Annotated in this window: 26 protein-coding genes, 1 tRNA gene and 1 pseudogene; 12 read left to right on the top strand and 16 right to left on the bottom strand. The window is 69.9% G+C overall.

The features are described from left to right. The first annotated feature begins 16 nt into the window (after positions 1 to 16). Positions 17 to 1027 (top strand): aldo/keto reductase, encoded by a 1011-nt coding sequence (locus F8M74_RS28415; protein ID WP_141254570.1) that lies wholly within the window; start codon positions 17 to 19, stop codon positions 1025 to 1027. A gap of 26 nt (positions 1028 to 1053) precedes the next feature. Here the strand turns inward: F8M74_RS28415 and F8M74_RS28410 are convergent, their stop codons facing one another. Continuing rightward, a complete protein-coding gene (locus tag F8M74_RS28410; protein ID WP_141254571.1) occupies positions 1054 to 1842 on the bottom strand; it encodes a radical SAM protein in 789 nt (262 codons plus the stop codon). A gap of 74 nt (positions 1843 to 1916) precedes the next feature. Here F8M74_RS28410 and F8M74_RS28405 point away from each other — a divergent pair, with 74 nt between their 5' ends. Genes F8M74_RS28405 through F8M74_RS28395 form a run of 3 tightly spaced genes read left to right on the top strand, consistent with a single transcriptional unit; the run spans position 1917 to position 5235 of the window. Beyond that, positions 1917 to 3203, top strand: coding sequence for an asparagine synthase C-terminal domain-containing protein (locus F8M74_RS28405; RefSeq protein WP_216620336.1), 1287 nt, complete (start codon positions 1917 to 1919; stop codon positions 3201 to 3203). Continuing rightward, positions 3188 to 4381, top strand: coding sequence for a glycosyltransferase (locus F8M74_RS28400; protein WP_141254573.1), 1194 nt, complete (start codon positions 3188 to 3190; stop codon positions 4379 to 4381). The genes F8M74_RS28405 and F8M74_RS28400 overlap by 16 nt, the downstream gene beginning before the upstream one ends. A gap of 8 nt (positions 4382 to 4389) precedes the next feature. After that, on the top strand, positions 4390 to 5235 hold the full coding sequence (locus F8M74_RS28395; protein ID WP_216620330.1) for an ROK family protein: 846 nt from the start codon (positions 4390 to 4392) through the stop codon (positions 5233 to 5235). An 18-nt stretch (positions 5236 to 5253) separates the two neighbouring features. On the opposite strand, the gene F8M74_RS28390 is transcribed toward F8M74_RS28395, so the two are convergent. Then, complete coding sequence (locus F8M74_RS28390; protein WP_228560478.1) at positions 5254 to 5766, bottom strand: pyridoxamine 5'-phosphate oxidase family protein; 513 nt, start codon at positions 5764 to 5766, stop codon at positions 5254 to 5256. A gap of 220 nt (positions 5767 to 5986) precedes the next feature. On the opposite strand from F8M74_RS28390, the gene F8M74_RS28385 reads away from it, so the two are divergent. From F8M74_RS28385 to F8M74_RS28375, 3 genes are all read left to right on the top strand, one after another. After that, positions 5987 to 6214 (top strand): hypothetical protein, encoded by a 228-nt coding sequence (locus F8M74_RS28385; protein ID WP_228560480.1) that lies wholly within the window; start codon positions 5987 to 5989, stop codon positions 6212 to 6214. Positions 6215 to 6304: 90 nt separating this feature from the next. Then, positions 6305 to 7198, top strand: a complete 894-nt coding sequence (locus tag F8M74_RS28380; RefSeq protein ID WP_141254576.1) for a S1C family serine protease — start codon at positions 6305 to 6307, stop codon at positions 7196 to 7198. Positions 7199 to 7210: 12 nt separating this feature from the next. Continuing rightward, positions 7211 to 8128: a S1C family serine protease gene (locus tag F8M74_RS28375; protein WP_141254577.1), complete on the top strand. Its 918-nt coding sequence runs from the start codon at positions 7211 to 7213 to the stop codon at positions 8126 to 8128. Position 8129: 1 nt separating this feature from the next. On the opposite strand, the gene F8M74_RS28370 is transcribed toward F8M74_RS28375, so the two are convergent. Further along, entirely contained in the window at positions 8130 to 8429 is a 300-nt protein-coding gene (locus F8M74_RS28370; protein ID WP_090490894.1) for a hypothetical protein, read from the bottom strand. A gap of 71 nt (positions 8430 to 8500) precedes the next feature. Continuing rightward, a complete protein-coding gene (locus F8M74_RS28365; RefSeq protein ID WP_141254578.1) occupies positions 8501 to 8794 on the bottom strand; it encodes a UBP-type zinc finger domain-containing protein in 294 nt (97 codons plus the stop codon). 165 nt (positions 8795 to 8959) lie between these two features. Here F8M74_RS28365 and F8M74_RS28360 point away from each other — a divergent pair, with 165 nt between their 5' ends. Then, positions 8960 to 10390, top strand: coding sequence for an MFS transporter (locus F8M74_RS28360; protein WP_141254579.1), 1431 nt, complete (start codon positions 8960 to 8962; stop codon positions 10388 to 10390). A gap of 113 nt (positions 10391 to 10503) precedes the next feature. Here the strand turns inward: F8M74_RS28360 and F8M74_RS28355 are convergent, their stop codons facing one another. The 5 genes from F8M74_RS28355 to F8M74_RS28335 form a co-directional block, all read right to left on the bottom strand. Next, a complete protein-coding gene (locus F8M74_RS28355; RefSeq protein ID WP_090490897.1) occupies positions 10504 to 10740 on the bottom strand; it encodes a hypothetical protein in 237 nt (78 codons plus the stop codon). A gap of 148 nt (positions 10741 to 10888) precedes the next feature. Further along, positions 10889 to 11470, bottom strand: coding sequence for a thioredoxin family protein (locus F8M74_RS28350; RefSeq protein ID WP_141254580.1), 582 nt, complete (start codon positions 11468 to 11470; stop codon positions 10889 to 10891). Between the two features lie 46 nt (positions 11471 to 11516). Next, entirely contained in the window at positions 11517 to 13841 is a 2325-nt protein-coding gene (locus tag F8M74_RS28345; protein WP_141254581.1) for a protein-disulfide reductase DsbD, read from the bottom strand. 199 nt (positions 13842 to 14040) lie between these two features. Continuing rightward, positions 14041 to 15288, bottom strand: a complete 1248-nt coding sequence (locus F8M74_RS28340; RefSeq protein ID WP_171410341.1) for a VWA domain-containing protein — start codon at positions 15286 to 15288, stop codon at positions 14041 to 14043. Positions 15289 to 15553: 265 nt separating this feature from the next. Then, complete coding sequence (locus F8M74_RS28335; protein WP_163884598.1) at positions 15554 to 15715, bottom strand: hypothetical protein; 162 nt, start codon at positions 15713 to 15715, stop codon at positions 15554 to 15556. A 544-nt stretch (positions 15716 to 16259) separates the two neighbouring features. Between F8M74_RS28335 and F8M74_RS28330 the strand changes: the two genes are divergently transcribed. Continuing rightward, positions 16260 to 18467 carry a (Fe-S)-binding protein gene (locus F8M74_RS28330; RefSeq protein WP_141254583.1) on the top strand — a complete coding sequence of 736 codons (2208 nt, stop codon included), beginning with the start codon at positions 16260 to 16262 and terminating at the stop codon, positions 18465 to 18467. Positions 18468 to 18566: 99 nt separating this feature from the next. Here the strand turns inward: F8M74_RS28330 and F8M74_RS28325 are convergent, their stop codons facing one another. The 7 genes from F8M74_RS28325 to F8M74_RS28295 form a co-directional block, all read right to left on the bottom strand. Further along, a complete protein-coding gene (locus F8M74_RS28325; protein ID WP_171410342.1) occupies positions 18567 to 19037 on the bottom strand; it encodes an ankyrin repeat domain-containing protein in 471 nt (156 codons plus the stop codon). Between the two features lie 85 nt (positions 19038 to 19122). Then, positions 19123 to 19647, bottom strand: coding sequence for a DUF6484 domain-containing protein (locus tag F8M74_RS28320; RefSeq protein ID WP_141254584.1), 525 nt, complete (start codon positions 19645 to 19647; stop codon positions 19123 to 19125). 132 nt (positions 19648 to 19779) lie between these two features. Then, on the bottom strand, positions 19780 to 20742 hold the full coding sequence (locus F8M74_RS28315; protein WP_141254585.1) for a PD40 domain-containing protein: 963 nt from the start codon (positions 20740 to 20742) through the stop codon (positions 19780 to 19782). Between the two features lie 90 nt (positions 20743 to 20832). Continuing rightward, positions 20833 to 21360: a non-proteolytic archaemetzincin-like protein gene (locus F8M74_RS28310; protein WP_141254586.1), complete on the bottom strand. Its 528-nt coding sequence runs from the start codon at positions 21358 to 21360 to the stop codon at positions 20833 to 20835. A gap of 61 nt (positions 21361 to 21421) precedes the next feature. Next, positions 21422 to 21495 (bottom strand) — tRNA-Gln (locus F8M74_RS28305). A 205-nt stretch (positions 21496 to 21700) separates the two neighbouring features. Then, a complete protein-coding gene (locus F8M74_RS28300) occupies positions 21701 to 22858 on the bottom strand; it encodes an RtcB family protein (protein WP_141254587.1) in 1158 nt (385 codons plus the stop codon). Next, complete coding sequence (locus F8M74_RS28295) at positions 22855 to 23217, bottom strand: ribosome-binding factor A (RefSeq protein WP_090490908.1); 363 nt, start codon at positions 23215 to 23217, stop codon at positions 22855 to 22857. Before F8M74_RS28295 ends, F8M74_RS28300 begins: the two co-directional genes overlap by 4 nt. A 501-nt stretch (positions 23218 to 23718) precedes the next feature. Here F8M74_RS28295 and F8M74_RS28290 point away from each other — a divergent pair. The 3 genes and pseudogenes from F8M74_RS28290 to F8M74_RS28280 form a co-directional block, all read left to right on the top strand. Further along, positions 23719 to 25110 carry an NAD(P)/FAD-dependent oxidoreductase gene (locus F8M74_RS28290; RefSeq protein WP_141254588.1) on the top strand — a complete coding sequence of 464 codons (1392 nt, stop codon included), beginning with the start codon at positions 23719 to 23721 and terminating at the stop codon, positions 25108 to 25110. 29 nt (positions 25111 to 25139) lie between these two features. Then, positions 25140 to 26459, top strand: coding sequence for a glycosyltransferase family 87 protein (locus F8M74_RS28285; RefSeq protein ID WP_141254589.1), 1320 nt, complete (start codon positions 25140 to 25142; stop codon positions 26457 to 26459). An 83-nt stretch (positions 26460 to 26542) separates the two neighbouring features. After that, positions 26543 to 26727, top strand: a pseudogene (locus F8M74_RS28280) (energy transducer TonB); the annotation flags it as partial.

Genomic DNA, 26727 nt, shown 5'->3' with positions numbered 1-26727 from the left:
GGAAGGAGCGAGGGACATGGAGACTCGGAAGCTGGGAAGGCAGGGCCCCACCGTTTCGGCGCTGGGCCTGGGCTGCATGGGGATGTCCGACTTCTACGCGGGCAGGGATGACGCGGAGTCGGAGGCCACGCTGCTGCACGCGCTGGAGCGGGGCATCACCTTCTTCGACACCGCCGATATGTACGGGTCGGGCGCCAACGAGACGTTGGTGGGCCGGGTGCTCAAGCCGCACCGGGCGAACATCGTGCTGGCGACGAAGTTCGGCATCGTCCGCGACCCCACGGACCCGCAGAAGCGCGGCATCAACGGACGGCCGGAGTACGTGAGGCAAGCTTGCGAGGCCAGCCTGCGCCGGCTGGGCGTGGATGTCATCGACCTGTACTACCTGCACCGGCTGGACGCGCAGACCCCCATCGAGCACACGGTGGGCGCCATGGCGGAGCTGGTGCGCGAGGGCAAGGTGCGCTTCCTCGGCCTGTCGGAGGTGGACGCGGACACGCTGCGCCGGGCCTCGAAGGTGCATCCCATCACCGCGCTCCAGAGCGAGTACTCCCTGTGGAGCCGTGAGCCAGAAGACGGCGTGCTCCAGGCGTGCCGCGAGCTGGGCGTGGGCTTCGTTCCCTACAGCCCGCTGGGACGCGGCTTCCTCACGGGGCAAATCAAGCGCTTCGAGGACCTGGCACAGGACGACTACCGCCGCTTCTCGCCCCGCTTCCAGGGGGAGAACTTCACGCGCAACCTGGAGCTCGTCGGCCACATCGAGCGGCTGGCGAAGGAGAAGGGATGCACTCCGGCGCAGCTCGCGCTCGCGTGGGTGCTGGCACAGGGGAAGGACCTGGTGCCCATCCCCGGCACCAAGCGCCGCAAATACCTGGACGAGAACCTCGGCGCGCTGGAGGTGACGCTCACGGACCAGGACGTGGCCGCCATCAACGCCGTCGCGCCTCCGGGCGTCGCCGCGGGCGGGCGCTATCCGCCGTCCATGCAGTCCTCGCTACCCAAGGCGTCCCAGTCGCGCGGCCAGTAAGATGAAGCGAGGCTGGGGGGTGCCCCTCAGCTTCGAATACGAGGGAGCTGGGCGTGCGGCTGCCATGCGCCGTCGCCGCCCAGGCAGTAACGGCAGGTGGCCAATGGCGTCTCCCGTTCGAGGTAGCCGAGCATCTGGCCCAGCAGGTCCGGCGTGTCGAGCGGCACGCCGTCGACCTCGCCCAGCGCGGGCATCTCCGGGTACGTGCCGCCGAGCACCGTCGCCACGTGCGGCGGACGCGTGCAGGCGTAGAAGCGGCCCGCGTGGACCAGGTGACAGCGGACCTTCAGCCAGCAGCGCGCGTAGATGCCTCGCACGGCGTCCTCGGAGTCGTGCGGTGCATCCGGCGTGAGTTGCTGGAAGGCGTCGATTCGCTTCACCGTGAGGAAGACGCCGTGCTGCTCGCAGCGCTCGGTGATGCGGGCGATGGAGCGCTCCGGCAACGGCGCGGAGGTGTAGACGGACAGTGTCATCCGGTCCAGGCGCTCGTAGACCGCATCGGGGGCGCTCTGCGCGAGGAAGCCGTTGGTGGTGACGGACACCTGCGGGGAGATGCCCGAGGCGCGCACGGCGTCCAGCACCGCTGGCAGGTCGGGGTGGAGGAAGGGCTCGCCGCCGGTGAGCTTGAAGACGTTGGGCCGGAGGGCTCGGGCCAGCTGGCGCAAGTCATGGCCCAGGGCGGCGGGGTCCACGGACCAGGCAGGCAGGTGCGGCGACAGCGGGCAGCACTGCACACAGCGCAGGTTGCAGTGCGTGGCGACATGCGTCTCCAGGGACCAGGTGAGGATGCGTCCGTCTTGGAGCTCGTAGCGCACGGCGGGACTATACGAGGTTGCCCGGGGCCCCTGGCGCTTGTCACAGTACCCGCGTGTCTCACGCTTCCGGCGGAATGCTCGCCACCCTGCCCCGCTACCAGTCATCGGCGCGCCTGGCACCGTCTGTGTGGCGGCTGAATCCCTCGGGTCTGGCACCGGAGGCCGTCGCTGCATTCCTGCGCCATGCGCTGCCTCCCGACGGAAGCGTGTTCCAGGGCGTGCGCCGGGCTCCGGGCGCATTGCCTCGCGCGCGTCGGAGCGCGGGGACTCCGGAGACTCGTGAGGATGAAGACAGGCTGGCGGAACGGCTCGTGGCCGCGCTGGCGGACAGCGTGGGCAAACACGTGGCGGCGGGCGCGATGGATGTGAGCCTGAGCGGCGGCGTGGACAGCGCCGCGTTGTGCGCCCTGGCCGCGCGACAGGCGCCCGGACGCGTGCGCGCCTGGACCATGGATGTCCACTTCGCGGATGCCACGGAGCGCCGGAATGCCCGGACGGTGGCGAACTCGGCCGGTGTCGAGTTGGTCGACGTGTCCGTTCCGGACGCGGTGCTGCCAGAGCTGTTCGAGCCCGCCGTCCTGAGCCAGGAGACGGCCATCCTCAACGCCCGCGCCGTGGCCAGCCATGCCTTCTACGCGGAGGCCCGAAGGCAGGGCGCCTCCACGTTGCTGAGCGGCGCGGGCGCGGATGAGGTGCTCATGGGCAACCCGGCGGCGCTCGCGGGTGCGGCGGCCCGTGTGACGGAGGACCGGCGCCTCGTGCATGAGGTGCTGCGCCCAGGGCCTGTGGACAACTTGGGGGTGGATCAGCGGGTACTTCGCCTTCCCTGGGACGCGGAGCTGGCTTCCGGTGACGAGGATCACCCTGAAGAGGTCCGGTACGCGGCCTGGGTGCTGTGGGAGCTGGTGCTGCCCCCCGAGCTCCGGAGCGCGAACGCACATGGCGTGAACGTGTGCACGCCCTACCTGGACGCGGACTTCGCGGACATGGCGCTGGGACTCCCCTTGGGCGTGCTCGCGCGGCACGGGGCCGGCAAGTGGCTCTTCCGGCATGCGGTGCGCACGCTGGTGCCGGACGAGGTCCGGTTGGCCCGGAAGACACCGCGCTATGCGCACACCGCGCTGTCCAGCCCCGTTCGCGCGCGCTGGCTGGAGCTGTACCGGGAATGGCTCACACCGGCCCGGCTCGCGCCGTTGGAGTGCGTCGACGCGGGCGCGACCCGGGCGCTGCTGGAGCGCTACGTACGTCTGGCCGCCGACGCTCCCGAGGCGAGTGCCATGGACCGGCTGTTGATGCGGTTGTGCTCCCTCGTCATGCTCCACGCCCACGCCAGCGCCCGTCCCCCATGTCCCGAATCCTGATTGCCACCTCCCCCGAGAAGGGCCACCTCAACCCCATGGCCGGTGTCGCGCAGTGGCTGCGCCGCATGGGCCACCACGTGGGCTGGCTGTGCATCCCCGAGCCCGCGCCGCAGCTCGGGCGGCTGGGCGTGGAGGTGCTGACGTTGCCCCACGCCGAGGCGCCCGTGCCCGCCATCGAGACGGGAGGCGAGGCGCTCGCGCGGTTGGTGCTCGATGAAGCGGCGCTGGGGCAGTGGATTCGCGGCCTGCTGATTGACGCCGTGCCCTCGCTGCTGGCGCCGGTGCGCGAGGCCGTCGAGCGCTTCCGTCCGGATGTCATGGCCCTGGACGGCATGCAGTACGCCGCCGTGCTGGCCGCCCATGCGTTGCGAATCCCCTGGGCGGGCGTGTCCTCCGCGCTGTCATTGCTGGAGCCGCCCATCGATTACGGCCTGCGCCGCAACGTGCGCGCGCTGGCCGATGAGCGACAGGCCCTGTTCGCCCGCTACGGCTTCGATGCCCGCTTCCGCAACTGTGAGTGCCTGTCGCCGGACCTCAACGTCATCTTCGCCACCGAGGCCTTCCTGGGCTCCGACGCAGGATTGCCTCCCGCCACACACCTGGTCGGGCCGTCACAGCCTCCGGAGGCGCGCGGTGACGAGGTGGCCTTCCCGTGGGAGCGGCTGGGCTCCAAGCCCGTGGTGTATGTGTCTTTCGGCAGCCAGATTTCGTGGCAACCCCATTTGTTTCAGACGATGACCGAGGCCGCCGCGCCCCTGGGCGTCACCGTGGTGCTCAGCGCGGGTGAGTTGGCTGATACAGATTTTGTTCACAGCCTTCCCGGGGACGTAGTCGCCGTGCCATACACACCTCAGCGACAACTGTTATCACGAGTCTCCGTGCTCGTGTCTCACGGCGGCGCCAACTCCGTCATGGAGGCGCTGACCGAAGGCGTTCCGATGCTGCTCCTGCCCGTCTGCAACGACCAGCCCATCCAGGCGCACTTCCTGGCGAAGTCGGGCGCGGGACTCGTGCGAGCGCCGCGCTCGCTCTCCGTGGAGGACTGCCGCGAAGCGCTGCAACAACTGCTGGAGCCGGGCACGGTGCTGCGACAGCGGGCGGCCGACATCGCCGCGTCCTACCAGGCGCGTGACGGTGCGAAGGACGCCGCTGAACGCATCCTCCGACTCGTGACGTGAGTGATTGCATGCGTGATTGGGACGTGTGGCGACTGGTGCTCCCGGGTGTGTCGCCGCTGGAGGTGTGGAACCTGCCCGTGATGGGACGCGAGCTGTGGGAGTTGCTCGGGGCGCCTCGCGTGGATGCGGACCGTCGCGCGGGGGTTCCCGAGCCGGCGCTCGCGGGCCGACTGGGCCCGGCGCTCGCGGTGGCGCTGTCCACGCTGGTGAAGCGGCACGCGGTGGATGCCGTGTGGCTCAGTGGCGGATTGGTGTGCCTGGAGGGCTTCGGTGCCATGCTCTCGAGTGTGTCCACCGCGCTTCCCTGCCCGGTGTACGTGGCGGAGCGTCCACTCTTCGCTCCGGCCCTGGCGGGACTGCGTCTGCTGGCGCCGCTCACGCCCGCGCATCCGGTGGCGCTCGACGTGGGGCAGACGGGCATCAAGTGCGTGAGTCACACAGCGGACCCGCGCATCTTCGAGCGCGACACCGCGCTGTTGCCCCGGTACTTCATCGGCATGGCGCGGCCTGCGGACAGGCGACATGTGAAGGCGGCGGTGGCGTTCATCGCCAGTGCCCTGCGCGTGTTCTCGGCACGGCTGCCCGATGCCTTGTGCCTCGCGCTGCCGTGTCCGCTGGACGCGTCGCTGGTCCCCGGGGGCTGCACCTACGGCTGGGAAGGCCACGAGTCGCTGGTGGCAGACATCCTCCAGGCAGCCATGGGGAACGAGGGCCGCGGGACGGCGCTGGTGCTCAATGACGCGGAACTGGCCACGGAGGCCGCGCGGGGTGATTCGCGACTGGCGAACCACTCGCGCGTGTTGTGTCTCACACTGGGCTTCGGGCCGGGTGGTGCGCTGCTGGAACGGCGGTAACCGGGCGCTCGCCCAGGCTCAGTGCAGGTCCAACTCCTTCTTGGGCGCGATGTCGGGGCGCTGCTTCGTCACCAACGCCTTCGCGGTGCTGAAGAGCACCTTGAGCTTTCCGCCTGCCGGGTGGACGTATTCGGCGTGCTCGGGCGTGAAGCGCAGCAGGGCGATGTCACCCTCATCCGGGCCCTGTGGGAACCAGGGCTTCCAGCCGGGCTCCCACAAGTCATGGATGGCCCTCCGGTCGCGGACGATTTCCACCATGCCCGACACGGAAAGATACGTGGCGCTGTCCTCCGACGCGTGAAAGGCGAGCGAGCAATGCGGGTCCGACTCCAGGTCCTGCACTTTCTGCGTGTCCGCCCAGGTGGCGAACCAGAGCACGGTGCCGGACTTGTGCTTCTTCGCCACCGCCATGGGCCGCGTGTGGAAGTGTCCGTCCGCGCCTCGGGTGGTGAGGAGGGCGGTGTCATAGTCCTTCAGCAGTTCCTCGAACTCCCGGCGGTCTCCCTGGATGACACCCTGCGGCTGTCTCACTGTGCGCTCGCCTGTCTCTTCCATGAGGCTGACCTTTCGTTCGCCATCGTGAAGTTCCTGGAGAACGTAGGGACGCGCGGGCCGGGGGGAAGCAGCAGGGCTGGAGTCGCGTGGACCGCTCCCTTGGTGGCTCGCTGTTCGGAAATGTCGGGGGTTTTGTGGCGCGGCGGAGCGGCCCCAACGGCCTCGCCTCCGGCCTGGACCTGGTGGCTTGGCGGGGTTGACGAACCAGAACCTCGACTGGCCCATCCGGGTCGCCGCCATGAACGCGCTGCAACACCTAGTGCGCCAGCATGGCGAGGTGCTGTCCTGGGACGTCATCGACCGAGGCTTCACGTACCAGGGCGTGACGCTGAACTTCGCCAACCACGCACGCGACATCTTCTGGCCTCGACACATGCGCGAGACGGCGCTGTCCATGAGGCAGGCTGAACCAAAGACGAGGTGACCTCCCCGAATGGGTAGGTTCCCGACCTGACCGGTCCGCCGATGTGGCGCCTTTTCGAGGCCTCTACCTTTGCCTCGAAAGGAACACACCATGTCCAACGGCCTCCTCCAGTCGCTGTCCCAGTCCCTCGCCTCCGTCGTCGAACGCACCGCGCCCAGCATCGTCCGCGTGGAGACGCGGCGCAGGCGCGGTGCCACCGGCATCGTCTGGGATGCCGAGGGCCACATCCTCACCACCAGCCAGGCCGTGGAGCACGAGGGCCGGCTCCCAATCGGCTTGCCGGATGGCCGCACCGTCTCCGCCGAGTTCGTCGGCCGCGACGCCAGCACCGACCTGGCCCTGCTCAAGGCCGAAGCCACCGGCCTCGCGCCGCTGACGTCCGCGCCGTTGGATGACGTGAAGGTCGGTCACCTCGTCATCGCCGTGGGCCGCCCTGGCCGCACGGCTCGCGCGACGCTCGGCATGCTCAGCACCCACGGCGAGGGCTGGCGCACCCATGCCGGAGGCCGCGTGGAGCGCTACCTGGAGACGGATGCCGACCTCCCGCCCGGCTTCTCCGGCGGCGCGCTGGTGGACACCGAGGGACGCCTTGTCGGTCTGCTTACCGCCGCCTTCTCTCGCACCGCCGCCGTCGTCATCGCCACGGACACACTCACGCGCGTGATTGCATCGCTGAAGGAACACGGGGGCATCCGCCGTGGCTACCTGGGCGTGGGCGCCTACCCCGTGCGTCTGCCCCAACACCTGGGCACGGGGAACGAGCACGGCCTCATCTGCCTCTCCGTGGACCCGAACGGCCCGGCGCATGACGCGGGTCTGCTGCTCGGAGACGTCCTGGTGAGCCTGGGAGGTCAGCCCCTCCACGGCGTGGAGGACCTGCTCGGCGCCCTGAGCGACGAGAAGGTGGGCACCACCCTCCAGGTCCGCGTGCTGCGCGCCGGAAAGGTTCGCGAAGTCCCCATCACCGTGGGCAAGCGCGCGTGAAGGGAGGCCGCCATGAAACTGCTGCAACACTTCTCGGATGATTTGGAGTCGCTGGTGGCGCGTGCCTCGCCCGCCGTCGTGGGTGTGGAGCACGCACGCGGCCACGGCACCGGCCTCTTCCTCACACCGGACGGCTACGTCCTCACAAACCGCCACGTGGTGGTGCGCGGCTCACGCAAGCTCACCGTCCAGCTCTCCAACGGCGAGGAACTGCGTGGCACCCTGGTGGGCAGCGACGCGCCCACCGACCTGGCCGTGGTCCGCGCGGAGGGCGGTGACTTCCCCACCCTGCCGCTCGCCGAGCCCGAGTCGGTGTGCATGGGCCAGCTCGTCATGGCCATTGGCAACCCGTTCCACCTGGAGCAGTCCATGTCGCTAGGCGTGGTAAGCGCCATCAACCGCAGCATCAGCCTGCCCGACGGCGTCATGCTGGAGGGCATGCTCCAGACGGATGCCGCCATCAATCCGGGCAACTCCGGGGGGCCGCTGCTCAACATGCGAGGACAGGTGGTGGGCCTCAACACGCTGGTGTTGCCCTACGCGCAAGGTATCGGCTTCGCGGTGAGCGCCACCACGGCGACGTGGATTGCCAGCCTGCTCATCCAGCGCGGCAAGGTGGACCGGCGCTTCCTGGGCATCGCCGCGACGGCGGTGAGCCTGGACGCACGACTCACCCGGGAGAACGGCCAGTCCCGCGCGGTGAAGGTGCTCCGCGTGCAGGACGGGACACCTGCCCACGAGGCCGGACTCCAGGTGGATGACTTGCTGCTGGCCATCAATCAGCGGCCGGTGAACAGCGTGGACGACCTCCAGCGGCTCATGGCGCTGGCCACGGAGGACGAGGTGACGCTGGACCTGCTGCGCAAGGGCGGTGGCCGCAAGACGGCCCGGGCACGGACGCGACCGCGAATGGAGCCCGTGGCCGCCTGACTCAGGCCACCCCGCCCGGCGTCCGCCCCTGCGCGTCCGGCATCTTCCCCTGGAGCAGCAGGTTGTCGCCCCGGCAGAGGCTCTTGTAGGACCAGACGCAGAACGAGTCTCCAGGACGTGACTCCTGGAGATACTCGTCCAGCACGTCGGCATCGTCACAGATGAAGCGGTGCGGGGCGCGCGTCTCCCGGTAGAAGCGGTGCTCGATGATGAGCGGGCTTTTGTTCGCCAGCATCTCGCGCAGGCGGCTCAACGTGTCCGGGTCGGTGATGCGCGAGCCTTCGAGAGTCCACGCGTCCATGGTGCGGTGCCGCGCCTTTCTTCCCACGAGCTGAAACGGGCCCGGAGGATGATAGCGGATGACGGCCCACGTCATAGCCGCGCGTCTTGCGATGGCGCCGGACGGTGCTCGGTGAAGAGTTCGTCCTCGTAGCACCAGGCCCACTCCTCCCCCGGCTCGAAGGACTGGACGACGGGATGCGCCGACTGCTGGAAGTGCTTCGTCGCATGCCGGTTGGGCGAGGAATCACAACATCCCACATGGCCACAGCTCAGGCAGCGACGCAGGTGCACCCAGCTTGCTCCCATGGCCAGGCATTCCTCGCAGCCTCGCGAGCGCGGAGGCGGGTCTTCGGCCTGTTGGATGTGCTCGCAAATCGGCTCCATGTGACACCTCTCTGTGACTGGGGCGACCAGTGCCCTCTACAGCGTAGGCACTGGGTGCGAGGACCTTCAGTGAGCACCAGCCAGGATGGCGAGCCACTGGAGGCACGTCCCCACCCCGCAGCGGCGGATGGCACGCGCGGAGCCCCGGGCGCACGGTAGAGCCACATGGCCACCAACGCCCCCGACACCACCGTCGCCTATGACAGTCCTCGCGGCCGGGGTGTGCTGCTCGCCAGCGTGCTGGGCAGCGGCATGGCGTTCCTCGATTCCACCGCCGTCAACGTCGCCCTGCCCGCAATGGGCCGAGAGCTGCACACGGGCCTGTCCGGCCTCCAATGGGCCGTGGACGCGTACCTGCTCACGCTCGGTTCCCTGGTGCTCACAGGGGGCGCGCTCGGCGACGTGAAGGGCCAGCGACGCGTCTTCCTGCTGGGCATGCTCGCCTTCACCGTCACGTCGGTGCTGTGCGGCCTGGCGCCCAACACCTGGACGCTGGCCGCCTTCCGCGCGGCGCAGGGTGTGGGAGCCGCGCTGCTGGTGCCCGCGAGCCTCGCATTGCTGCGCACATCGTTCCCGCCTCAGGACCGGCAGCGCGCCGTGTCCGCCTGGGCCGGACTGTCCGGCGTCACCACGGCCGTGGGGCCGCTGCTGGGTGGGTGGCTCGTGGACGCAGGCTCATGGCGCTTCGTCTTCTTCCTCAACGTGCCCCTGGCCGCGCTCACCGCGTGGGCGGCGCTGCGCCACGTGCCGGACATCGCGCCGAAGACAGGAGCGCGCGGGTTGGACGTCGCGGGCTCGGTGACTGCGGCGCTCGGGCTGGGTGGCCTCATCTACGCGCTCATCGAAGGCCCCGCCCACGGCTGGCCCCTGGCGGCCATCGGCGCCGCGGCCGGAGGCGCCGTCCTGTTGGCCGCGTTCTTCGTCCTGGAGGCACGGCAGCGGGAGCCGATGCTTCCGCTCACCCTCTTCCACTCGCGCACCTTCTCCGGCGCGAACCTCACCACGCTCGTCGTGTACTTCGCGCTCGGAGGCGCCACCTTCCTGGTGGTGCTCGCCCTGCAGCAGCAGCTCGGCTATTCGGCGCTCGGCGCGGGGGCCGCGCTGCTCCCCATCACGCTGATGCTGCTTCTGTTCTCACCTTCGGTGGGGCGGCTCGCGGGGCACATCGGCGCACGTCCGTTGATGACGGCGGGGCCGCTGCTCGCGGGCGTGGGGCTGGCGCTCCTGACGCGCATCCAGCGCGGAGGTGACTACGTCAGCACCGTGCTGCCTGGCATCCTGGTGCTGGGACTGGGACTGGCGCTCACCGTGGGTCCGCTCACGGCGGTGGTGCTCGGCGCCGTCGAGGACCGCTACGCGGGCATCGCCTCCGGCGTGAACAACGCCGTGGCCCGCATCGCCGGCCTGCTCGCGGTGGCGCTGCTGCCGCTGCTGGGCGGCCTCGCTGGCGACACGGGTATGGACTTCCTGGTGGGCACACGGCGCGCGCTCTGGGTGTCCGCTGGCCTGTGCGCCGTGGGAGCGCTGTGCTCGCTGCTCACGATTCCACGCGAGGCCGGGCGCACGCCCCCCGCGCAACAGGAGCACGGGACCTAGCGCACCGCGCGAGTCCAACAAGCGCCCATGACGTCGTCGCGGGACGGCGCCTCAGCCCCCGGCTGGCTAATTCACGGCCTTGCCGGCGTGCGGGCTGTCCCCAGGCTCACACCTCAATGACGTCCGTGGTCGTCACTCAGCGGAGGTGCCTCGCGCGCCGGCTCGGTGCCCTTCTGAGCGCCGTAGCCGCCGATCCCCTTCTGGAGGATGCGGTCTTCGCCCACGTCTTCGTCCGTCACGTCGCCTCGCACCGGGCCTTTCTGGTGCCGCGCCTCGCGCTCCAGTTCTTCCGGGCGCGTCGTGTCCATCCGCTCGTCGCCCCGTACCGGACTGCCCTTGTTGTCGGCCATGGTCGTTTCCCCTTTCAGAGGGAAAGGTCCGAACCGCCCTCGCACCGGGCAAGGCACCTGCCATGGCGCCGTCGCCTGCCGCCCAAGCAGAAGGCCCCCGCCCCAGCAGGGACGAGGGCCTTCGGGAATCAACACAGCCGAGCCAGCGCTAGCTCTTGTACTTCACCGAGCAGCCGTAGGGCGTGGTGGTGCTCGCCGGGATCTGCTGGCCACCCACCACCGCGTCCACCGCCGTCTTCACATGGTTGGCCGGCTTGGCGTTCTTGCCGCGCGGGTCATCGTCGATGGCGCCCGCGTAGCGGACAACGCCCGTCTCATCGATGACGTACATGTGCGGCGTCGTCTTCGCGCCATAGGACTTGCCTACCGTGCCGCTCGCGTCCTGGAGAACCGGGTAGGGGAAGCCCTCATCCTTCTTCCACGCCGCGGACTTCTCCGGGGTGTTGTGCGCGGTGGAGTCCACCGCCAGCCACACCACCTTCTTCGCGTCGAAGCCCTTCAGCGTGGTGACCATCGTGTCGTTCTTGTAGTGCCGCTGAACGAAGGGGCACTCGGGGTTGGTCCACTCCAGGACCACGACCTTGCCCTTGTACTGCGCCAGCGTGTGCTCCTTGCCGGACTCGTCCTTCAGCGTGAAGGTCGGCGCGGGCTTGCCAACTTCCGCGTCGGCGAGGGCGGGCGCCCCCATGAACAACGTGCCCAGCGCGAGTGCAGTGAAGACCTGCTTCATGGCGTTCCTCCAGAGTTTTGGGGACTGCGGGGAAGACAGCGCGACTTCAGTGACTTGGGGAACCCGCGGCGCAGAGGACGTTCGCGCCGTTGCCCAGCTTCGAGGGTGCACACTCCGCCGCGCGCTTCACGGCGTCCGTCACCACGCTCGGCGTGAGCAACTCCGGCAGCACCTCCGGCTTGTCGGGGGCGCCCGGGCTCAGCACCAGGTACATGGGCACACCGGCCCGGCCGTGCTCGGCCAGCTTGGCGGTGATGCTCGCGTCACGGCGCGTCCAGTCCGCGATGAAGAAGGCCACCTGGTGCTTCTTGAAGGCGTCACGCACCTCGTCGGTGGACAGCACGGTGCGCTCGTTGAACTTGCAGGTGAGGCACCAGTCCGCCGTGAAGTCGATGAACACCGGCTGGCCCGCCGCCAGCGCCGCGTTCACCGCGTCCGCGCTCCACGGCTGCGCCTGCGCCACTGTGGACCCGAGCCGAGGCTCCGCCACGGGGTCCTGGTCATCGAAACGCAACGTCAGCAGCCCTGACGCCACCAGCACGCCCGCGGCCACCGCCACAGTGGCCAGCTTGCGCATGCCGTCCTGCGCCTGCCCCTGGCCGTACAGCCACGTGACGAGCCCCACCGCGACCAGGAACGCCAGCAGCCGCGCCATGCCGTCCACGCCGGCCAGCCCGCCCATCACCCACACCAGCCAGACGGTGGTGGCCAGCAGCGCGAAGCCCAGCACCTGCTTGAAGCGCTCCATCCACGCGCCCGGCTTGGGCAGCTTCTTCGCCAGCCCGGGCACCAGCACCAGTACGCAGAAGGGCAGCGCGAGCCCCAGGCCCAGCGCGGTGAAGACGGCCAGCACCGTCAGAGGGCCCGCCGCGAAGGCGAAGCCCACCGCGGTGCCCAGCAGCGGCGCCGAGCACGGCGTGGCCAGCACCACGGCCAGCACGCCCTCGCCAGCGCTGTGCATCAGGCCGTGGCTCTGGTCCACCTTGCCGGCCAGCGCCGTGCCGTCCAGGCCCACGTTGAAGACACCGAAGAGGTTGAGCGCGAAGGCGACCAACACCGCGCACACAGCCGCGACGAAGAGCGGCTCCTGGAACTGGAAGCCCCAGCCCACGCTCGCGCCACCCGCGCGCACCGCCAGCACGACACTGGCCAGCAGCAGCATGGTGCCGATGATGCCCGCCGCGTAGGCCGCCGCATGCGCGCCGACGCGGCCCTGCTCCTGCTGCACCATGCGCGTGAAGCCGTAGGCCTTGAGCGCCAACACGGGGAACACGCACGGCATCAGGTTGAGCAGCGCGCCGCCGAAGAAGGCGAACACCAGCGCCAGCCCCAGGCCCATGGACGACTCGGCCGCGGGCGGCGTGGCGATGGCGGCGCCCACCGGCTTCACCGCCGCGATGCTGTCCTTCACCGACGGCGGCTTCACCGCGGCCGGCGTCCCAGCCGCGCCACCGGCCGCCACCATGGGGGCCAGCGGCGCCGTCACCTCGAGGTACTGGTAGCCCGTGCCCGCCGTGCCCAGGCGCAGCACGCCCGTCAGGTCCGGCGCCGACGCCTGCGCGTCCGGCTCCGCCTTGCCCTTGAGCTTGAAGCGGCCCGGACCGTCCGAGGCCAACCCCACGCGCACGACGCCGGGGATGCGGTCGGCGACGAAGAAGTCACCTTCCACCGCGGGTACCGCCGCGCCGCCCGGGGCCGTCAGGGTGAGGGTGCCGGTGAAATCCTGGCCCGCGGTGAGCTGCGGCGCATCCAGCGCCACCGTCGCCGCGTGGCCGCTGTCCTTGGCGGGACGGGGCACCTTGGCCAGCTCGGTGTCGAAGACAGCCGCCGTCTCGGCGTCGCGCACCGTCTGGGGCCCCAGGGGAATGGAGCGCGTCAGCATCAGCTCCGCGGGAATGCAGTGCACCTCGCACACCAGCGCTTGCACGGCGGCGGACACCGTCAGCAGGCCCGTGGAGGGCCCTTCCATGGCCTTCGCGTCGGCGATGAGGATGGCCTCACCGTCATAGCCATGGGTGGTGATGAAGCCGTCGGGCGTGCGGAACGTCTGCGGGAAGGGCCACTGCAGCGGCCCCACGGTGACGCCGGGCGTGTCCCACGCCACTTCCGTCTCCAGGCCGGAGTCGCCCGGGTTCTTCCAGTAGACGTGCCAGCCCGGATCCAACCGGAAGCGCACGCCCACGCGGAAGGTGTCTCCCGGCTTCACCTGGGTGGCGTCCACCAGGAGGGCGCCCTCGATGCGAGGGTCGCCTTCGTCCGGCGCGCTCGATGCCACCGCCGACGCGGGCAGGTCCGCCCACGCGACCGCCGCCACCAGCAGCAGTCCGATTCCACCAACAACGCCGAGCCTCTTGGACTGCTGATGCGTCATGCGACTCCCGTTAACCCAGAGGAGGCCGGCCCGCCAGCGGCAGACACGTGCCTCCGAGCACAGTGAACCATCCGGGCAGGCGGGCATTCCCCTCGCATGACGCGCCACGCCCACTCCCAGGCGGACAGTCCGGGCAGGAGGGGTTACAGCGTCACAGAGGTAACGTCATGAACCCACAAGGGCAGCCGAGCGGCGGGCGTCAGTCCTCGGTCTTCCAGGGCAGCAGCGCGGGCGCCGCGGGGCCCACGCGGCTCATGGTGATGCGGGAGACCTCCGAGTGCGCGCGGCGCATCACCAGCGCGGGGAGCTTGTTTGCCCGGCGCTCCATCACCCGGCGCAGGTCCGCCAGCCGCTCCACGTGGCGTTGCGCGGGCACCTCCGCCGAGCCGAGTCGCGCGAGTTTGTAGAGGGCGACGTCCGCGGCCTCCAGCGCCCGCTCCGCGGCGTCCTGATGACGGCGGCCCAGGGCCTTCCACGCGGCGGCTTCACCAGCGACCAGGTCCAGTTCGGCGGACACGGCGCGCACGAAGCGGCCCGCGTCACTGTCGGGCAACACACGCGTCACTGGCACGCTGATACGCCGCGTATCGCCGCGCTCGGAGTAGGACGTGGACACGCCCAGGTTCCACTCCGCATCCCCCAACATGCCCGAGAAGAGGACACGGCGCGGGAAGGCCTGGGAGATGGCGCCCAGGGTGGCGCTCATGGCGTCGCCTTCCACGCGCGAGGGATAGCGGTGGCGGCAACGGACATCGGCGAAGCCCGTGGGCAGCACGTGCACGCGCGCGTCGGCGACGACTTCACCGAAGAGCTCGGCGCCCAGCTGGCCCACGGCCATAGGCAAACCTTCCGGGTCATCCACGTGAACGAAGCCGGTGCCGGAGGGGCTGGTGAGGGCCTCCAGGATGTCGGGCAGGTAGTGGCGGCCCAACCCCAGCGCGTGGAGCATGACGCCGGACTCGGCGATGCGGGCGCCCTGGGTCTTGAACTCGGCGAGCTGCGACGGACCCACCGAGGGCTCGCCATCGGTGAGCATCAGCACCTGGGGCCGGGCGCCGGGCACGAGCACGCGGCGGGCGGACTCCGAGGCGCGCTCCACGGCCTCGTGCAGGGCGGTCCCCTCGCCGGACTCCAGGCGCGCGAGCACCTTGAGGAGCTGCGCCCGGGCGTTGGGGTCCATGGCGCGCATGGGGAGGACCTGCTCGGGCTCGGCGTCGAAGGTGAGCAGGCCCAGGTAGTCGCGTGGGCTGGCGCGCTCCACGAGCGCCTGGGCGGCCTGCACCGCGGCGAGCAGCGGCACGCCACGCATGGAGGCGCTGCGATCCAAGGCCAGGTTGATGGCCACGGGTGCGCGGGGGGCGTCGGCGTCGGCTTCCAGGGTGACGAGGAGGAGCACCTCGCGGCCATGTTCGGCGTCACGCTCCACTGCCCAGGCCGTCTGCTTCATACGTACTCCCCCGTGGTCGCACGAGGCATTGTGCCGCGAATCAATCTGCGGGAGCGGACCGCCCCCGATGCCGGACGTCTCATGGGCCACAACGCACGGGAGCGGGGGACGCTCACGGGCAGGCTGCGGGGTCTGAGAATGTCGGGAGTCGTGCTTTGGAGCAAGGGGGCCCGGGGGCTCACCCTGAGGGAGCCACCACGCGGGCATCCATTGCCCCGGTTACCGCTAGTGCCCCCGCGCGTCCACCGGCCGCGGGGGCCGCGAATTACTCGGCCGCAGCCCAGCCGCCCCACGACTCCTCGGAGTAGCCCCAACGGCGGCCGGGCGCGCCCTCGTCGGCCCCAGAAGACTCCGCGCCAGCGTCCTGCCGCGGATCCACATAAGGCAAACCTTCATCGTCCATGTACGTGGTGTCGTCGTGAACCATCGCCGGCTCCTCTGGAGGCCACCCGGGTAAAGGTGGGCATCCCGCTTCGGTCGACCCGGGCTCGCCCCATGCGAGGCCCGCTCCATCAATCGTTGACCGATTTACCGACCATGTTGGGGATGTCGTCCCGCGTTGTAAAGCCCTTGGGGTCTCAAAGTTCTGGGGGCCATGTAGCCCGTCTGCCTACCCGCCTGTCCTCCAGCAAGGAATGTTCGTATTTACAGCTGGTTACGAACAGTCAGACGTCAGACAATGCCCGTGACAATCGCACAAGGTAAGCCCTAGGTACGAGAAAGGAACCCCCACAGCGGTTTACTCCCGGGTATTTTCAAAGGGCGCCTGGCTGCCGCCCGCCACTGGTAAATCCGTGCGATGGCCGCTCACTCCCCAGTGGACCCGGGCAGCGTTCTCCAGTGAAGGACACCTGGGGCAGCAGGGTGCTTGATTCGAGAATCACCCCTGTTAGGGTTGAAGTGCACTCAAGAATTGCCGCGACGCGGCAGCCCGGGCCCATCTGCCTCGCCCGAGAGGTCCTCAGAGTCCCATGAGTCCCATCATCACCGGCCTGTTGCTAGCCCTCGCCATTCCCATCTTCGTGATGACCATGTCCGGTCGCGTGGGCGTCCTGCTCGCGATGAAGAAGGAGAACCGGCTCGACAACATCCCCTTCCGCGTGGCGCAGCTGGTGCGCTTCGGCCTTGGCCAGAAGCGACTGGTGGATCCGGAGGAGTTCACGCCGGGCCTGTTCCACGTCCTCATCTACGCGGCCTTCATGGTGCTGGCCCTGCGCACCGTCATGCTCTTCGCCATGGGGTTTTCGACCACGGCGCTGGACGTGCTGACGGACCTGGGCCACCCGTTCTGGGCGGATCAATCCGCGCTGCTCTTCGTCTACAAGGTCTACCTGCTGGCCAAGGACGTGGTCGCCGCGCTGGCCCTGCTGGGCGTGGCCTACTACATCTGGGTCCGCTGGAAGGTGAAGCCGGACCGCCTGACGCCGTCGTGGGAGGCGTACCTCATCCTGTGCTTCATCGGCGGGCTGATGGTCTCCGAGTTCCTGTTCGGCGGCAGCCACATGGTGGCCGCGCACGCCGCGCAGGCGCAGGTGGGCGCCACGCAGGTGCCCCAGTCCCTCGCCTCGCTGGTGTGGTGGGAGCCGTTCACCAGCCTGACGGGCCTGGCGATGATGCCGCTGGGCGCCACCGCCGCGCACGTGGTGGGCGTGGCCGGCTTCTGGGTTCACCTGGTCATCATCCTGGCGTTCCTGAACTTCCTGCCCATCGGCAAGCACTTCCACATCATCACCGGCCTGCCCACCGTCTTCTTCCAGCGCACCCACTCCACCGGCAAGCTGCCCACGCCGGACCTGGAGAAGGAGGAGTTCGGCACCGCCACGGTGAAGGACCTGACGTGGAAGCAGGGCCTGGACCTCTACTCCTGTACGGAGTGTGGCCGCTGCCAGACGCACTGTCCGACGTACATCACCGGCAAGCCGCTCACCCACAAGGGCGTCAACCAGGACCTGAAGCACTGGCTCTGGGATAACGAGCAGTGGGTGGAGGAAGGCTACGGCCCCAACAAGGTGAAGGAGCCGCTGCCCGAAATCGTCGGCAGCGCGCTGTCGGCGGAGACGGTGTGGGCGTGCACGAGCTGCGGCTGGTGCGAGCAGGCCTGCCCGGTGTTCATCGAGAACGTGCCGCGCCTCATCGACATGCGCCGCTACCAGGTGCAGGTGAAGGCGGAGTTCCCCCCCGAAATCCAGCGCGTGTTCGAGGGCATCGAGCGCCAGGGCAACCCCTGGGGCCTGGGCCAGGACCGGCGCGACGAGTGGGCGGAGGACCTGGCGCTCCCCACGTGGGGTGACGACGGCGGCCCCTACGAGTACCTCTTCTTCGTGGGCTGCGCGGGCAGTTACGACGACAAGCAGAAGAAGGTCAGCCGCGCGCTGGTGAAGATTCTGCGCGAGGCGGGCGTGAGCTTCGCCACGCTGTCGAAGCAGGAGATGTGCAACGGCGACTCCGCGCGCCGCATGGGCAACGAGTACCTGTTCCAGACGATGGCGAAGACGAACGTCGAGTCGTGGAACTCGATGGGCGTGAAGGCCGTCATCACCCAGTGCCCGCACTGCTTCAACACCATCAAGAACGAGTACCCTGAGTTCGGCGGCGAGTACCGCGTCATCAACCACACGCAGCTCATCAACGAGTTGCTGAAGGAGAAGCGCATCAAGCTCTCCGCGGTGATGAACAGCAAGCTCACCTACCACGACCCCTGCTACCTGGGCCGCCACAACGGCGTCTACGACGCCCCCCGCGAGGTGCTCAACAGCATCCCCGGGCTCGAGGTGGTGGAGATGCAGCGCAGCAAGCGCGAGGGCTTCTGCTGCGGCGCCGGTGGCGGCCGCATGTGGATGGAGGAGCACATTGGCACGCGCATCAACCACAACCGGTTGAACGAGGCCGCGCTCACGCTGAAGCACGCCGAGGACCCGAACACGCCCTACCCCAACGCCGCGGACAAGAAGAAGCCGGGCCAGGTGGGCGACTACAAGGAGAAGGGCGGCAGCGGCATCGTCGCGGTGGCGTGCCCGTTCTGCTCCACGATGCTCTCCGACGCGGTGAACGACACCGGCCGTGAGGAGAACATCAAGATCAAGGACATCACCGAGCTGGTCGCCGACGCCCTGGAGACCAAGAGCGGCGCGGTGGGCACCGTGGCCCCCAGCGCCACGGTGAGCGCCAAGCCGGAGTAGTGCCAGTGGTGCGGCGGGCCCGCCGAAGGGCCCGCCCGCTGCTTCGCTTCACGCAAGGGCCCGGAGGCTTCCACTGTGAAGCCCCGGGCCTTCGCCGTTTCAGGGCTTGCGCTGCTTCTCCGAGCGCAGGACGCGCTCCAGCCGCTTGGTGGCGCCGTCGTCTCCCAGCTTGCCGGAGACATACGCCCCCGCGGAGGCGAGCTTGCGGCGGAAGCTGTTGTCCGGCGGAGGTGGCGCGTCCAAGCGCAAGTCGGTGATGCCCAGGCCGGAGAGCAGCGTGCGGGCCAGGTCCTGGTCATCCGCGCGCGCGTGAGGCATCAGCCACTGGCAGACCTCGGTGTGCCCGTGCGCTGCGGCCATGATGAGCGCGGACTCGCCGATGCTGTCCGTCAGCTCGGGGTCCGCTCCCGCATCCAGGAGGAGTTGCACCAGGTCCGCTCGCCCCGCGCGGGCCGCGGCCATCAGCGGCGTGCGCCCCTCCTCGTCGAAGGGGTTCGGGTCCGCTCCAGCGGACAGGTGGGACTCCACGGCGTCACGGTCGCCCGCCAGCACGGCATCGAAGAGGGACATCGTCAGACCTCCGCGCGGCAGCATCGCGCCTCGCGCTCTGGGACGCCAGTTGCCCCCGGACGCAGGTCGCCTTACGCCCGGAGCGTCAGTTGATTTCGACCGTGCCGCCCTTGATTCGGTGGGTGCCGGAGGCGCGCGACTCCAGGTAGGTGCCTTTCACGATGACCTTGCCGTTGCGGCGCAAGGTGATGCTGGCCTCACCGCACTTGAGGACGACTTCGTCCTGGCCCTCGATGACGACGCGCTTGCCGTCGACACGGGCCTCTGTCGGGCGCAGCGCGGCTTCTGGGGGTGGTGATTCCAGCAACGCGTCCAACAGCGGCGTCGCGCTGGGCTCCTGGATGAGCCCCATGACGAAGGGCAGCCGGGGGTCTCCGTTCTCGAAGAGGAGCACCGCCTTCTGCCGCTGGGCGACGGAGGCCTGGAGCGCCTTCGGCTCCACGACGACGGCGAGCCGCGCGACCACCGGGCCCGAGGTGTTCCCCGGAAAATCCACGAGCACCGCGCCGCTGGCATCGAAGCCCACCAGATGGCCGGCCCGGCTCCCCAGGATGGGCTCCTGGGATTGCGCGCCAGAGGCGAGGGACTTGCTGTCGGGTGACTCGCTCATGCCGGCATCTCCATGCGTCAGGCTACCGCAGGCGCCCCCCACTGCGCGAATCAGGCCCGAACCGCCTCCCCTCGGACGCAAAGCGGGCGGCGCTGGCGCCACCCCACCGGGTCCGAGGTCAGCGGCTCCAGGTCAAATCGGCCCGTAGGACGGTTCCGTGGCGCTGGGCACCGCCAGCGACACCGAGCCCGTGCCCAGGTTCGCGCGGTAGATGCCCGTGTCGCTCCCGCCAGAGCTGATGAGGAAGCCCAGCTGGCTGGCGCCCGTCCAACTCGGCCACGACTCCTCCCCCGCCCCGCCGATGGTGACGCGCTGGAGCGCCCCCACGTTCGAGCCCGACAGCTGCGCCACGAAGATGCGCGTGCCACCGGAGGACAAGCGCCCATCCAGCGCCACCTGGGAGCCGTTCGGAGACACCGCCACGCGGTTCTCCACGAACTGCACGCCCGTGCTCAGGAAGGAGTAGGTGATGGTGCCCCCGTTGAGCGGCACGTACGCGAGCTGGTCGAGCTGGTTCAGCCCGCTGCCCGCGCCCGCCAGCACCGCGCTCCCGTTGGGCACGAAGGACGGCGCGCCGTAGGCGATGACGTTGTTGGGCGTGAGCTCCTGGAAGCCACTGCCGTCCGTGTTGATGCGCGCCAGCGCCGTCTGGGAGCTGTTGCCGGGCGAGAATACGAAGACGACGCTGCGCCCGTCCGGACTGAAGGTGGGCGTGCGGAAGTTGGAGCAGCCGCGCGCGCACGTCGAATCATTCGCCCGGAACAGCGTGGAGGGCGTGCCGCCCGAGGTGGGCACCGTCAGCAGCGAGGTGGAGCCTCCGCTGCGCTGGACGAACACCACGCTGCGGCCGTCACGCGACACGGAAGGCCAGTAGGCGCCGCCCACGTTGGTCAGCCGCTGCGGGCTGTTGGCGTCGCCGTCGTCGTCCACCACGAAGACGTTGCGGTCGTCCTCGCGCACGAAGGCGAAGCCGCGGGTGAAGAGGACGCCCCCGATGCCGCCGCCGCCACCGTCGTCCAGGGGCTCGCAGCCCCCCAACATCCCCACCGCCAATACCGCTCCGAGGAACCTCCGCTTGCCCGTCATCGTCATCACTCCGCTTCCCGGCCGATAGAGAGCCCCGTACTACAGAGCGCACCGGGACTGACGTCAACGCGCCACGGGTGATTCAACGCACGGTCAATGTCAGCGGTTGAGCTTCTGGAGCTCGTTGCGGCAGAGGTTGCAGAGCGACTGTTGCTTGCGGTCGCAGTCCTGCGGCGTCTGCGCGAAGAACATCACGCACCGAGGGTCCTCGCAGTAGGACAACCCGAGCAGGTGTCCCGCCTGGTGCACCACCTCCACCTGCGCGCGGCGCCGCAACATATCGCTGGCGACGCCCTGGGCCAGGCGATGGAGGCTCATCACCGCCGTCTTCGATTCGCGGTCCGCTTCCCCGAAGACGAAAGGCGAGTCCGGGACGAAGAGGTCCACGTCGGAGATGCCCAACACGGCGAACTGGCCGGGCTCCTGCATCGGCGTCAGCCGCCGCATGATGGCGTTGCAGTGGTACTGGCCACGGTCCTTGTTGAAGGCGTAGGCGGGCGTCGGCAATACCGTCTTCGACACCACGGCCGCGACACCCATTTGCGCCGCCAGCGGGTCCTGCAAGTCCCTCAGGAGAGAGGCTGGCGGGCTACCCACGGAGACCAGAAGGAGTGTCTTCTGCGGCATCGGCCCACCGTCCTTCATGCACGGGACGGACGCATGGCTACCGCGTCCCCCCGGAGCGGAGTGGCTGGGGCGCAAGGATTCGAACCTTGATACTCAGAGTCAAAGTCTGATGTCCTGCCATTAGACGACGCCCCAGCAGGTTCTCTCGTGTACTTCTGGTGTCCGAGTGTACGGCATCCCGACGGGTGCGGGGAACTCCCCTGACGCGGTTCCCTGCAATGTCAGCCACTGGACCCCTCGCCCGGGCCCCGGTGACGGCTGGAGCCGGGCGCATTGTCGCTCTTCCTTTACACCTGGAGTAAAGCCGCCCCCGGATTTTCGCCAGGGGCGGCCTTTCCGGTCAGCCCTTGAGGACGGCGAGCGGTGTCAGGCGCAGGAGCGGCCGGACGAGGTCGGCCTCGTCCTCCAGCACCTCGGTGATGTCGCGGTAGGCGGCGGGCGCCTCCTCCACCAGGGCGGCGGCGCGCCCCTTGTCGTACACCACGCGGCGCAGCACGTGCTCCAGCGCCGCCGGGCGGATGCGCGCCCGTGCCTCCGCACGGGTGAGGACGCGGCCCGCCCCGTGTGAGCAGGAGCGGAAGGCGCGCGGCTCGCCCCGGCCCTCCACGACGTAGGACGCCGTCCCCATGGAACCCGGGATGAGCCCGCGTTGGCCGGCCTGGAGCCCCACCGCGCCCTTACGGTGGACCCACAGCAGGCGGCCCCCGTGCTCCTCCTGGGCGACGTGGTTGTGGTGCACGTCCACGACCGACGTGGGGTCGGCGGCCACGCCCAGGGCGTCCTCCAGGACGTCCAGCGCGCGAGCGGCGATGGCCTCCCGGTTGGCGAGCGCGAAGTGGCAGGCCCACTGCGTGTCGGCGAGGCAGGCGGCGCCCTCGGCGGTGTGGATGTCCAGGGCCGGCAAGCCGCCCTCCCCCAGCGCCCGGGCCACCCGCCCGTGGTGGTCCGCGATGGCCGCGCCGACGCCCCGCGAGCCGGTGTGCAGCAGCAGCCAGAGGGCCCCGTCCGCATCCCGGTCCAGTTCAAGGAAGTGGTTGCCGCCCCCGAGCGTCGCCAGGTGTCTGGGCGCCAGCCGCTCCCAGGCATGGCGCAGTTTCTGAGTGGACAGGGGCGGTGACTCCAGCGCCGGGGGCAAGGGCAGTCCCCTGCCCCGGTGGACGGCGTCATCCACGGGGATGCGCTCGGCCAACTGAGACAGCACGCGCTCCAGCACGTCCCGTCCGGGAAGGCCCGAGGTGAGTGGGAAACGCCAGGCGCTCACGCCGCAGCCCAGGTCTCCGCCCAGGGCCCCCGGTACGACGTGGTGCTCAGTGGCGAAGACGGTGCCCACTGCGATGCCGGAAGCGACGTGGAGGTCCGGCATGGCGGCCACGTGCTCCACGACATAGGGCTGGGAGGCGATGTGACGCAGCTGCTTCTCCGCGCCGGGAGGCAGCGCTCGGGCCCAGACGAGGATGGGCCTGCAGCCCGGTGCGGGCGGAAGAAAGCGGGGCATCATGACTCGCCCTCCTCCGCCGCTCCGGGCGTGTGCTCCGAGACGCCGATGTAGATGAAGCGAAGCTGCGGCACGCGCTTGAGGTCGAGGTGCTCCGCGAGCTGCGAGCGCAGGTAACCGCTGGCGCCTTCGAGCGCCGCCTGCAGGGGACGAAGGCCGGCAGCCGCGGCTTCGGGCGTGACGGTGTAGCCGATGCGAACGAGGCGGCCGTCCGGCGACAGCTCGAAGGACGTCAGCGCGACGCCTTCGAGCCTCGGGTCGGACAGCTCACCCCGGAAGGTGCGGGAGACTTCTTGGGACAGATGGGACTGCACGCGCAGATGGCGCGATGACGAGGTACGGCGATTCCTGGAAGAGGACATGAGAGGACGAACGGTTCCCAGAAGGCCGCGCGTGCCCCTCGTGCGCTCCCGGCTTCAAGCCGTCAGCGACGCACGAGACACACACCGGCCCATTGCACGGAGGCAAAGGCTCCGCGCACATGCCGAATCCAAGGCCCTGGAAGCGCGCTCCGTCCCGCTCAGCGAGGGAGGCGGCCCACCCGGTTCTGCACGTTCAGCGCGGAGCGACCCGAGACTCCATTCAAGACACGTCCCATGACACACCTCCCGCCGCGTGCGTGACTCCCGCGCGGACCGTGATGCTGCGCAGGCAAGGTGTGACCGCCCCCCTGCCCGCGGCAAGCGACAGCCCCGGACGGCAGGACGCGGGCAGACCTGACAGCCAACCACCCCTCGGGCCCGTGCCCTGTGTCCGGTGTCGGCGGGTGACCACCCTCACTTTCCAGCAGCGGACGTGCGTCTCAACGCGGCCGTGGGCATGGCCCGCCGTCGCGCTACGCAGCGGGCACGAGGTGAAGGCACATGGCGGAAGCGTTCGACGTGGTGGTGATTGGAGCGGGCCCCGCGGGCGAGGTCGCCGGTGCGCGCGCCGCGGAGGCCGGGCTGTCGGTGGCGCTGGTGGAGCATGAGCTGCTCGGCGGCGAGTGCTCGTACTGGGCCTGCATCCCCAGCAAGGCCTTGCTGCGTCCGGGGGAAGCGCGGTGGCTGGCGGAGCATGCCGCCGGCGTACGCGAGAGGCTCCAGGAGGGCATCGACGCGCGCGCGGTGCTGGCCCACCGGGATTCAATGGTCAGCAACTACAACGACGACTCCCAGGTGAAGTGGGCCGAGGACGCGAAGCTGAAGGTCGTGCGGGGCACCGGCAAGCTCACCGGCCCACGCAAGGTGCGCGTGGAGAACAAGGACGGCACCGTGCGGGAGCTGGAGGCCCGCAAGGCCGTGGTGCTGGCCACCGGCAGTCGGCCGCGCATCCCGGACCTCCCAGGGCTGAAGGACGCCCAGCCCTGGGATAACCGCCAGGGCACCGCGGCCAAGGTGGTGCCCAAGCGGCTGGTGGTGCTGGGCGGCGGCGCCGTCGCGGTGGAGCTGGCCCAGGCGTGGCGCTCGCTGGGCTCCGAGGTGACGCTGGTGCAGCGCGGAAAGGGATTGCTGTCCCGCGCGGAGCCCTTCGCCGGTGAGCAGGTGGCGCAGGCGCTGCGGGACGCCGGCGTGCGCGTGCTGCTGGGAATGAACGTGACGCGCGTCCAGCGGCCCGGCGGCAAGGGCGAGGTGACGGTGACGCTGTCGAATGGCGAGCAGGTCGTCGCGGACGAAATCCTGGTGGCCATGGGCCGCGTGCCCCGCACGGAAGGAATCGGGCTGGAGACGGTGGGGCTCGTGGGCGGCAAGCCCGTGGAAGTGGATGACCAACTCCGCGCGAAGGGCGTGGACGGCGGCTGGCTCTACGCGTGCGGCGACACCAATGGCCGCAACCTCCTCACCCATATGGGCAAGTACCAGGCCCGCATGGTGGGCGACGTCATCGCGGGCAAGCAGGCAAAGGCCTGGGCGGACGCGAAGGCCACCCCACAAGTCGTCTTCACCCACCCGCAGGTGGCCAGCGTGGGCCTCACCGAGGCCAAGGCACGCGAGGCCGGGCTGCCGGTGCGCGCGGTGGAGAAGCAACTCCAGGACGTGCCCGGCACGTCGCTGGTGGGCAAGGGCCTCACTGGCACCGTGAAGTGGGTGGTGGACGAGAAGCGCCGGGTGCTCGTGGGCGCCACGTTCACCGGGCCGGAGGTGGGAGAGATGCTCCACGCGGCCACCATCGCCGTGGCGGGGGAGGTGCCGCTCGACACGTTATGGCACGCGGTGCCGTCGTTCCCCACCATGAGCGAGGTGTGGTTGAAGCTGCTGGAGGCGTACGGCCTCTAGCGCGCCGCCCCTCCGTTGCGTGCGCGGGGGTGGGCGTGGAATGGTGCCGCTGCCCACCCCACCCCTCCCTACTGATGACCGCCGTCGCCCCGGGGCCCTCCGGCTCCGAATCCCCCCCACCGGCCGCGGGTGAGGGGACATCCATTGGAGTGAGTGCGCGCTGGGCGCGCTGGGCCTGGTGGCTCGTGCTGGCCGTCCTGGCCGTGGCCGCCATCGCAGTGGGCCAGCATCCCCGCAGGGGCGTGGACTTCCGCGTCTACCTCATGGCGGCGGAGCGCTTCTGGGAAGCCACGGACATCTACCGCCTGTCCGACGGCACCATGCCGTTCAAGTACGCGCCCATCACCGCGCCCCTCTTCCTTCCCTTCACCCTGCTCCCCGCGCGAGCCGCCGTGGCCCTGTGGAACCTGGGCTCCATCGCCGCGCTCGCTGCCGTGGCCCGCCTCACCATGCGCGCCACGCCTTCGTCGGGGGAAGCCACGCCCTGGGCCTGGGCGCCCGCGCTGACGACGCTGGCCCTGCTGCCGGCCTTCACCTTCGAGCTGTTCTACGGCCAGGTGGACGCCGTCATCCTGTTGCTCATCCTCCTGTGCACACTCGGCGCCGAACGTGGACAGGTGTGGCGCCCTGGCGCCGCCTTCGCCGTCGCCTTCCTGCTCAAGCCGCCCGCCGCCCTCGTCGGCCTCTTCTTCCTGTGGCGCCGGCACTGGCGCGTCATCGGCGCCACCGCCGTGGTGGGAGGGGTGCTCACCCTGCCCACGCTCGCCCGCTACGGATGGGACGGCACGCTGGTCCAGTTCCAACTGTGGAGCGACACACTGGCGCGCACCACGCCGCCCTGGGCGCTCCAGTCCAACACCCAGGGCCTGCCCACCGTGCTGCTGGCGCTGGTGTACCCGCCCGACACCGTGGTGCCCCCCGGTGACATGTCGCTGGCGCAGGCCGTGGCGATGGTCCTCTTCGTCGCCGCCGTGGTGTGGGCAAGACCCGGGCCGGCGGACCTCATCGCCGTGTGTTGCCTGGGTGTCACCCTGCTGTCACCGCTGGCGTGGCGCGCGAACTACGTGCTGGCCTGGCCGTTGATCCGCGCCGCGGTGGAGAGCCGCCACCGACCCAACCTGGTGCTGGTGGCACTCATCGCCCTCACGGGTCTCCTGGTCTCTGACTCGGGACTGGGCGCGGAATGGAGCCGCCACGTCCTTCTGTGGCGCCCCTTCGCGCTCGTCTACACGGCGTTGCTGATCGTCCTGCTGTCGCAGATGCGCCGCATGGGCGCACCGCGAGCGGTGGCGGACGCCGACGCCGTGTCACGCCTGCCACGTTGCTTTGGTGGCGGGCTCGCGCCGTGACGCTTCCGTCAAGTTGATGGAAGCAAAGTGTCACGGGCCCCGGACAGGCCCGACACATGGCGTCGCTATATGCGCGTCCAGTCATGTTCGAGACCTTCGACAGCGGCCCGGACGTCCAATCGGCGCGGCGATTCGCGCTCTCCACTACGGCGTCCGTCGCCGTGTTCGCGCTGATGGGCATCGCCGCCGTCACCGCTGCCGGCAAGGTGACGGAAGTCATCAAAGAGAAGAAGGGCACGGACGTGGTGTTCCGTCCGCCGCCCCCTCC

Origin of the sequence: Myxococcus sp. CA023 (genome assembly GCF_010998615.1) — a bacterium.
Classification (GTDB): Bacteria; Myxococcota; Myxococcia; order Myxococcales; family Myxococcaceae; genus Myxococcus.
The sequence above is the reverse complement of the archived record's forward strand: the minus strand, read 5'-3'. Positions and strand labels throughout refer to the sequence as shown.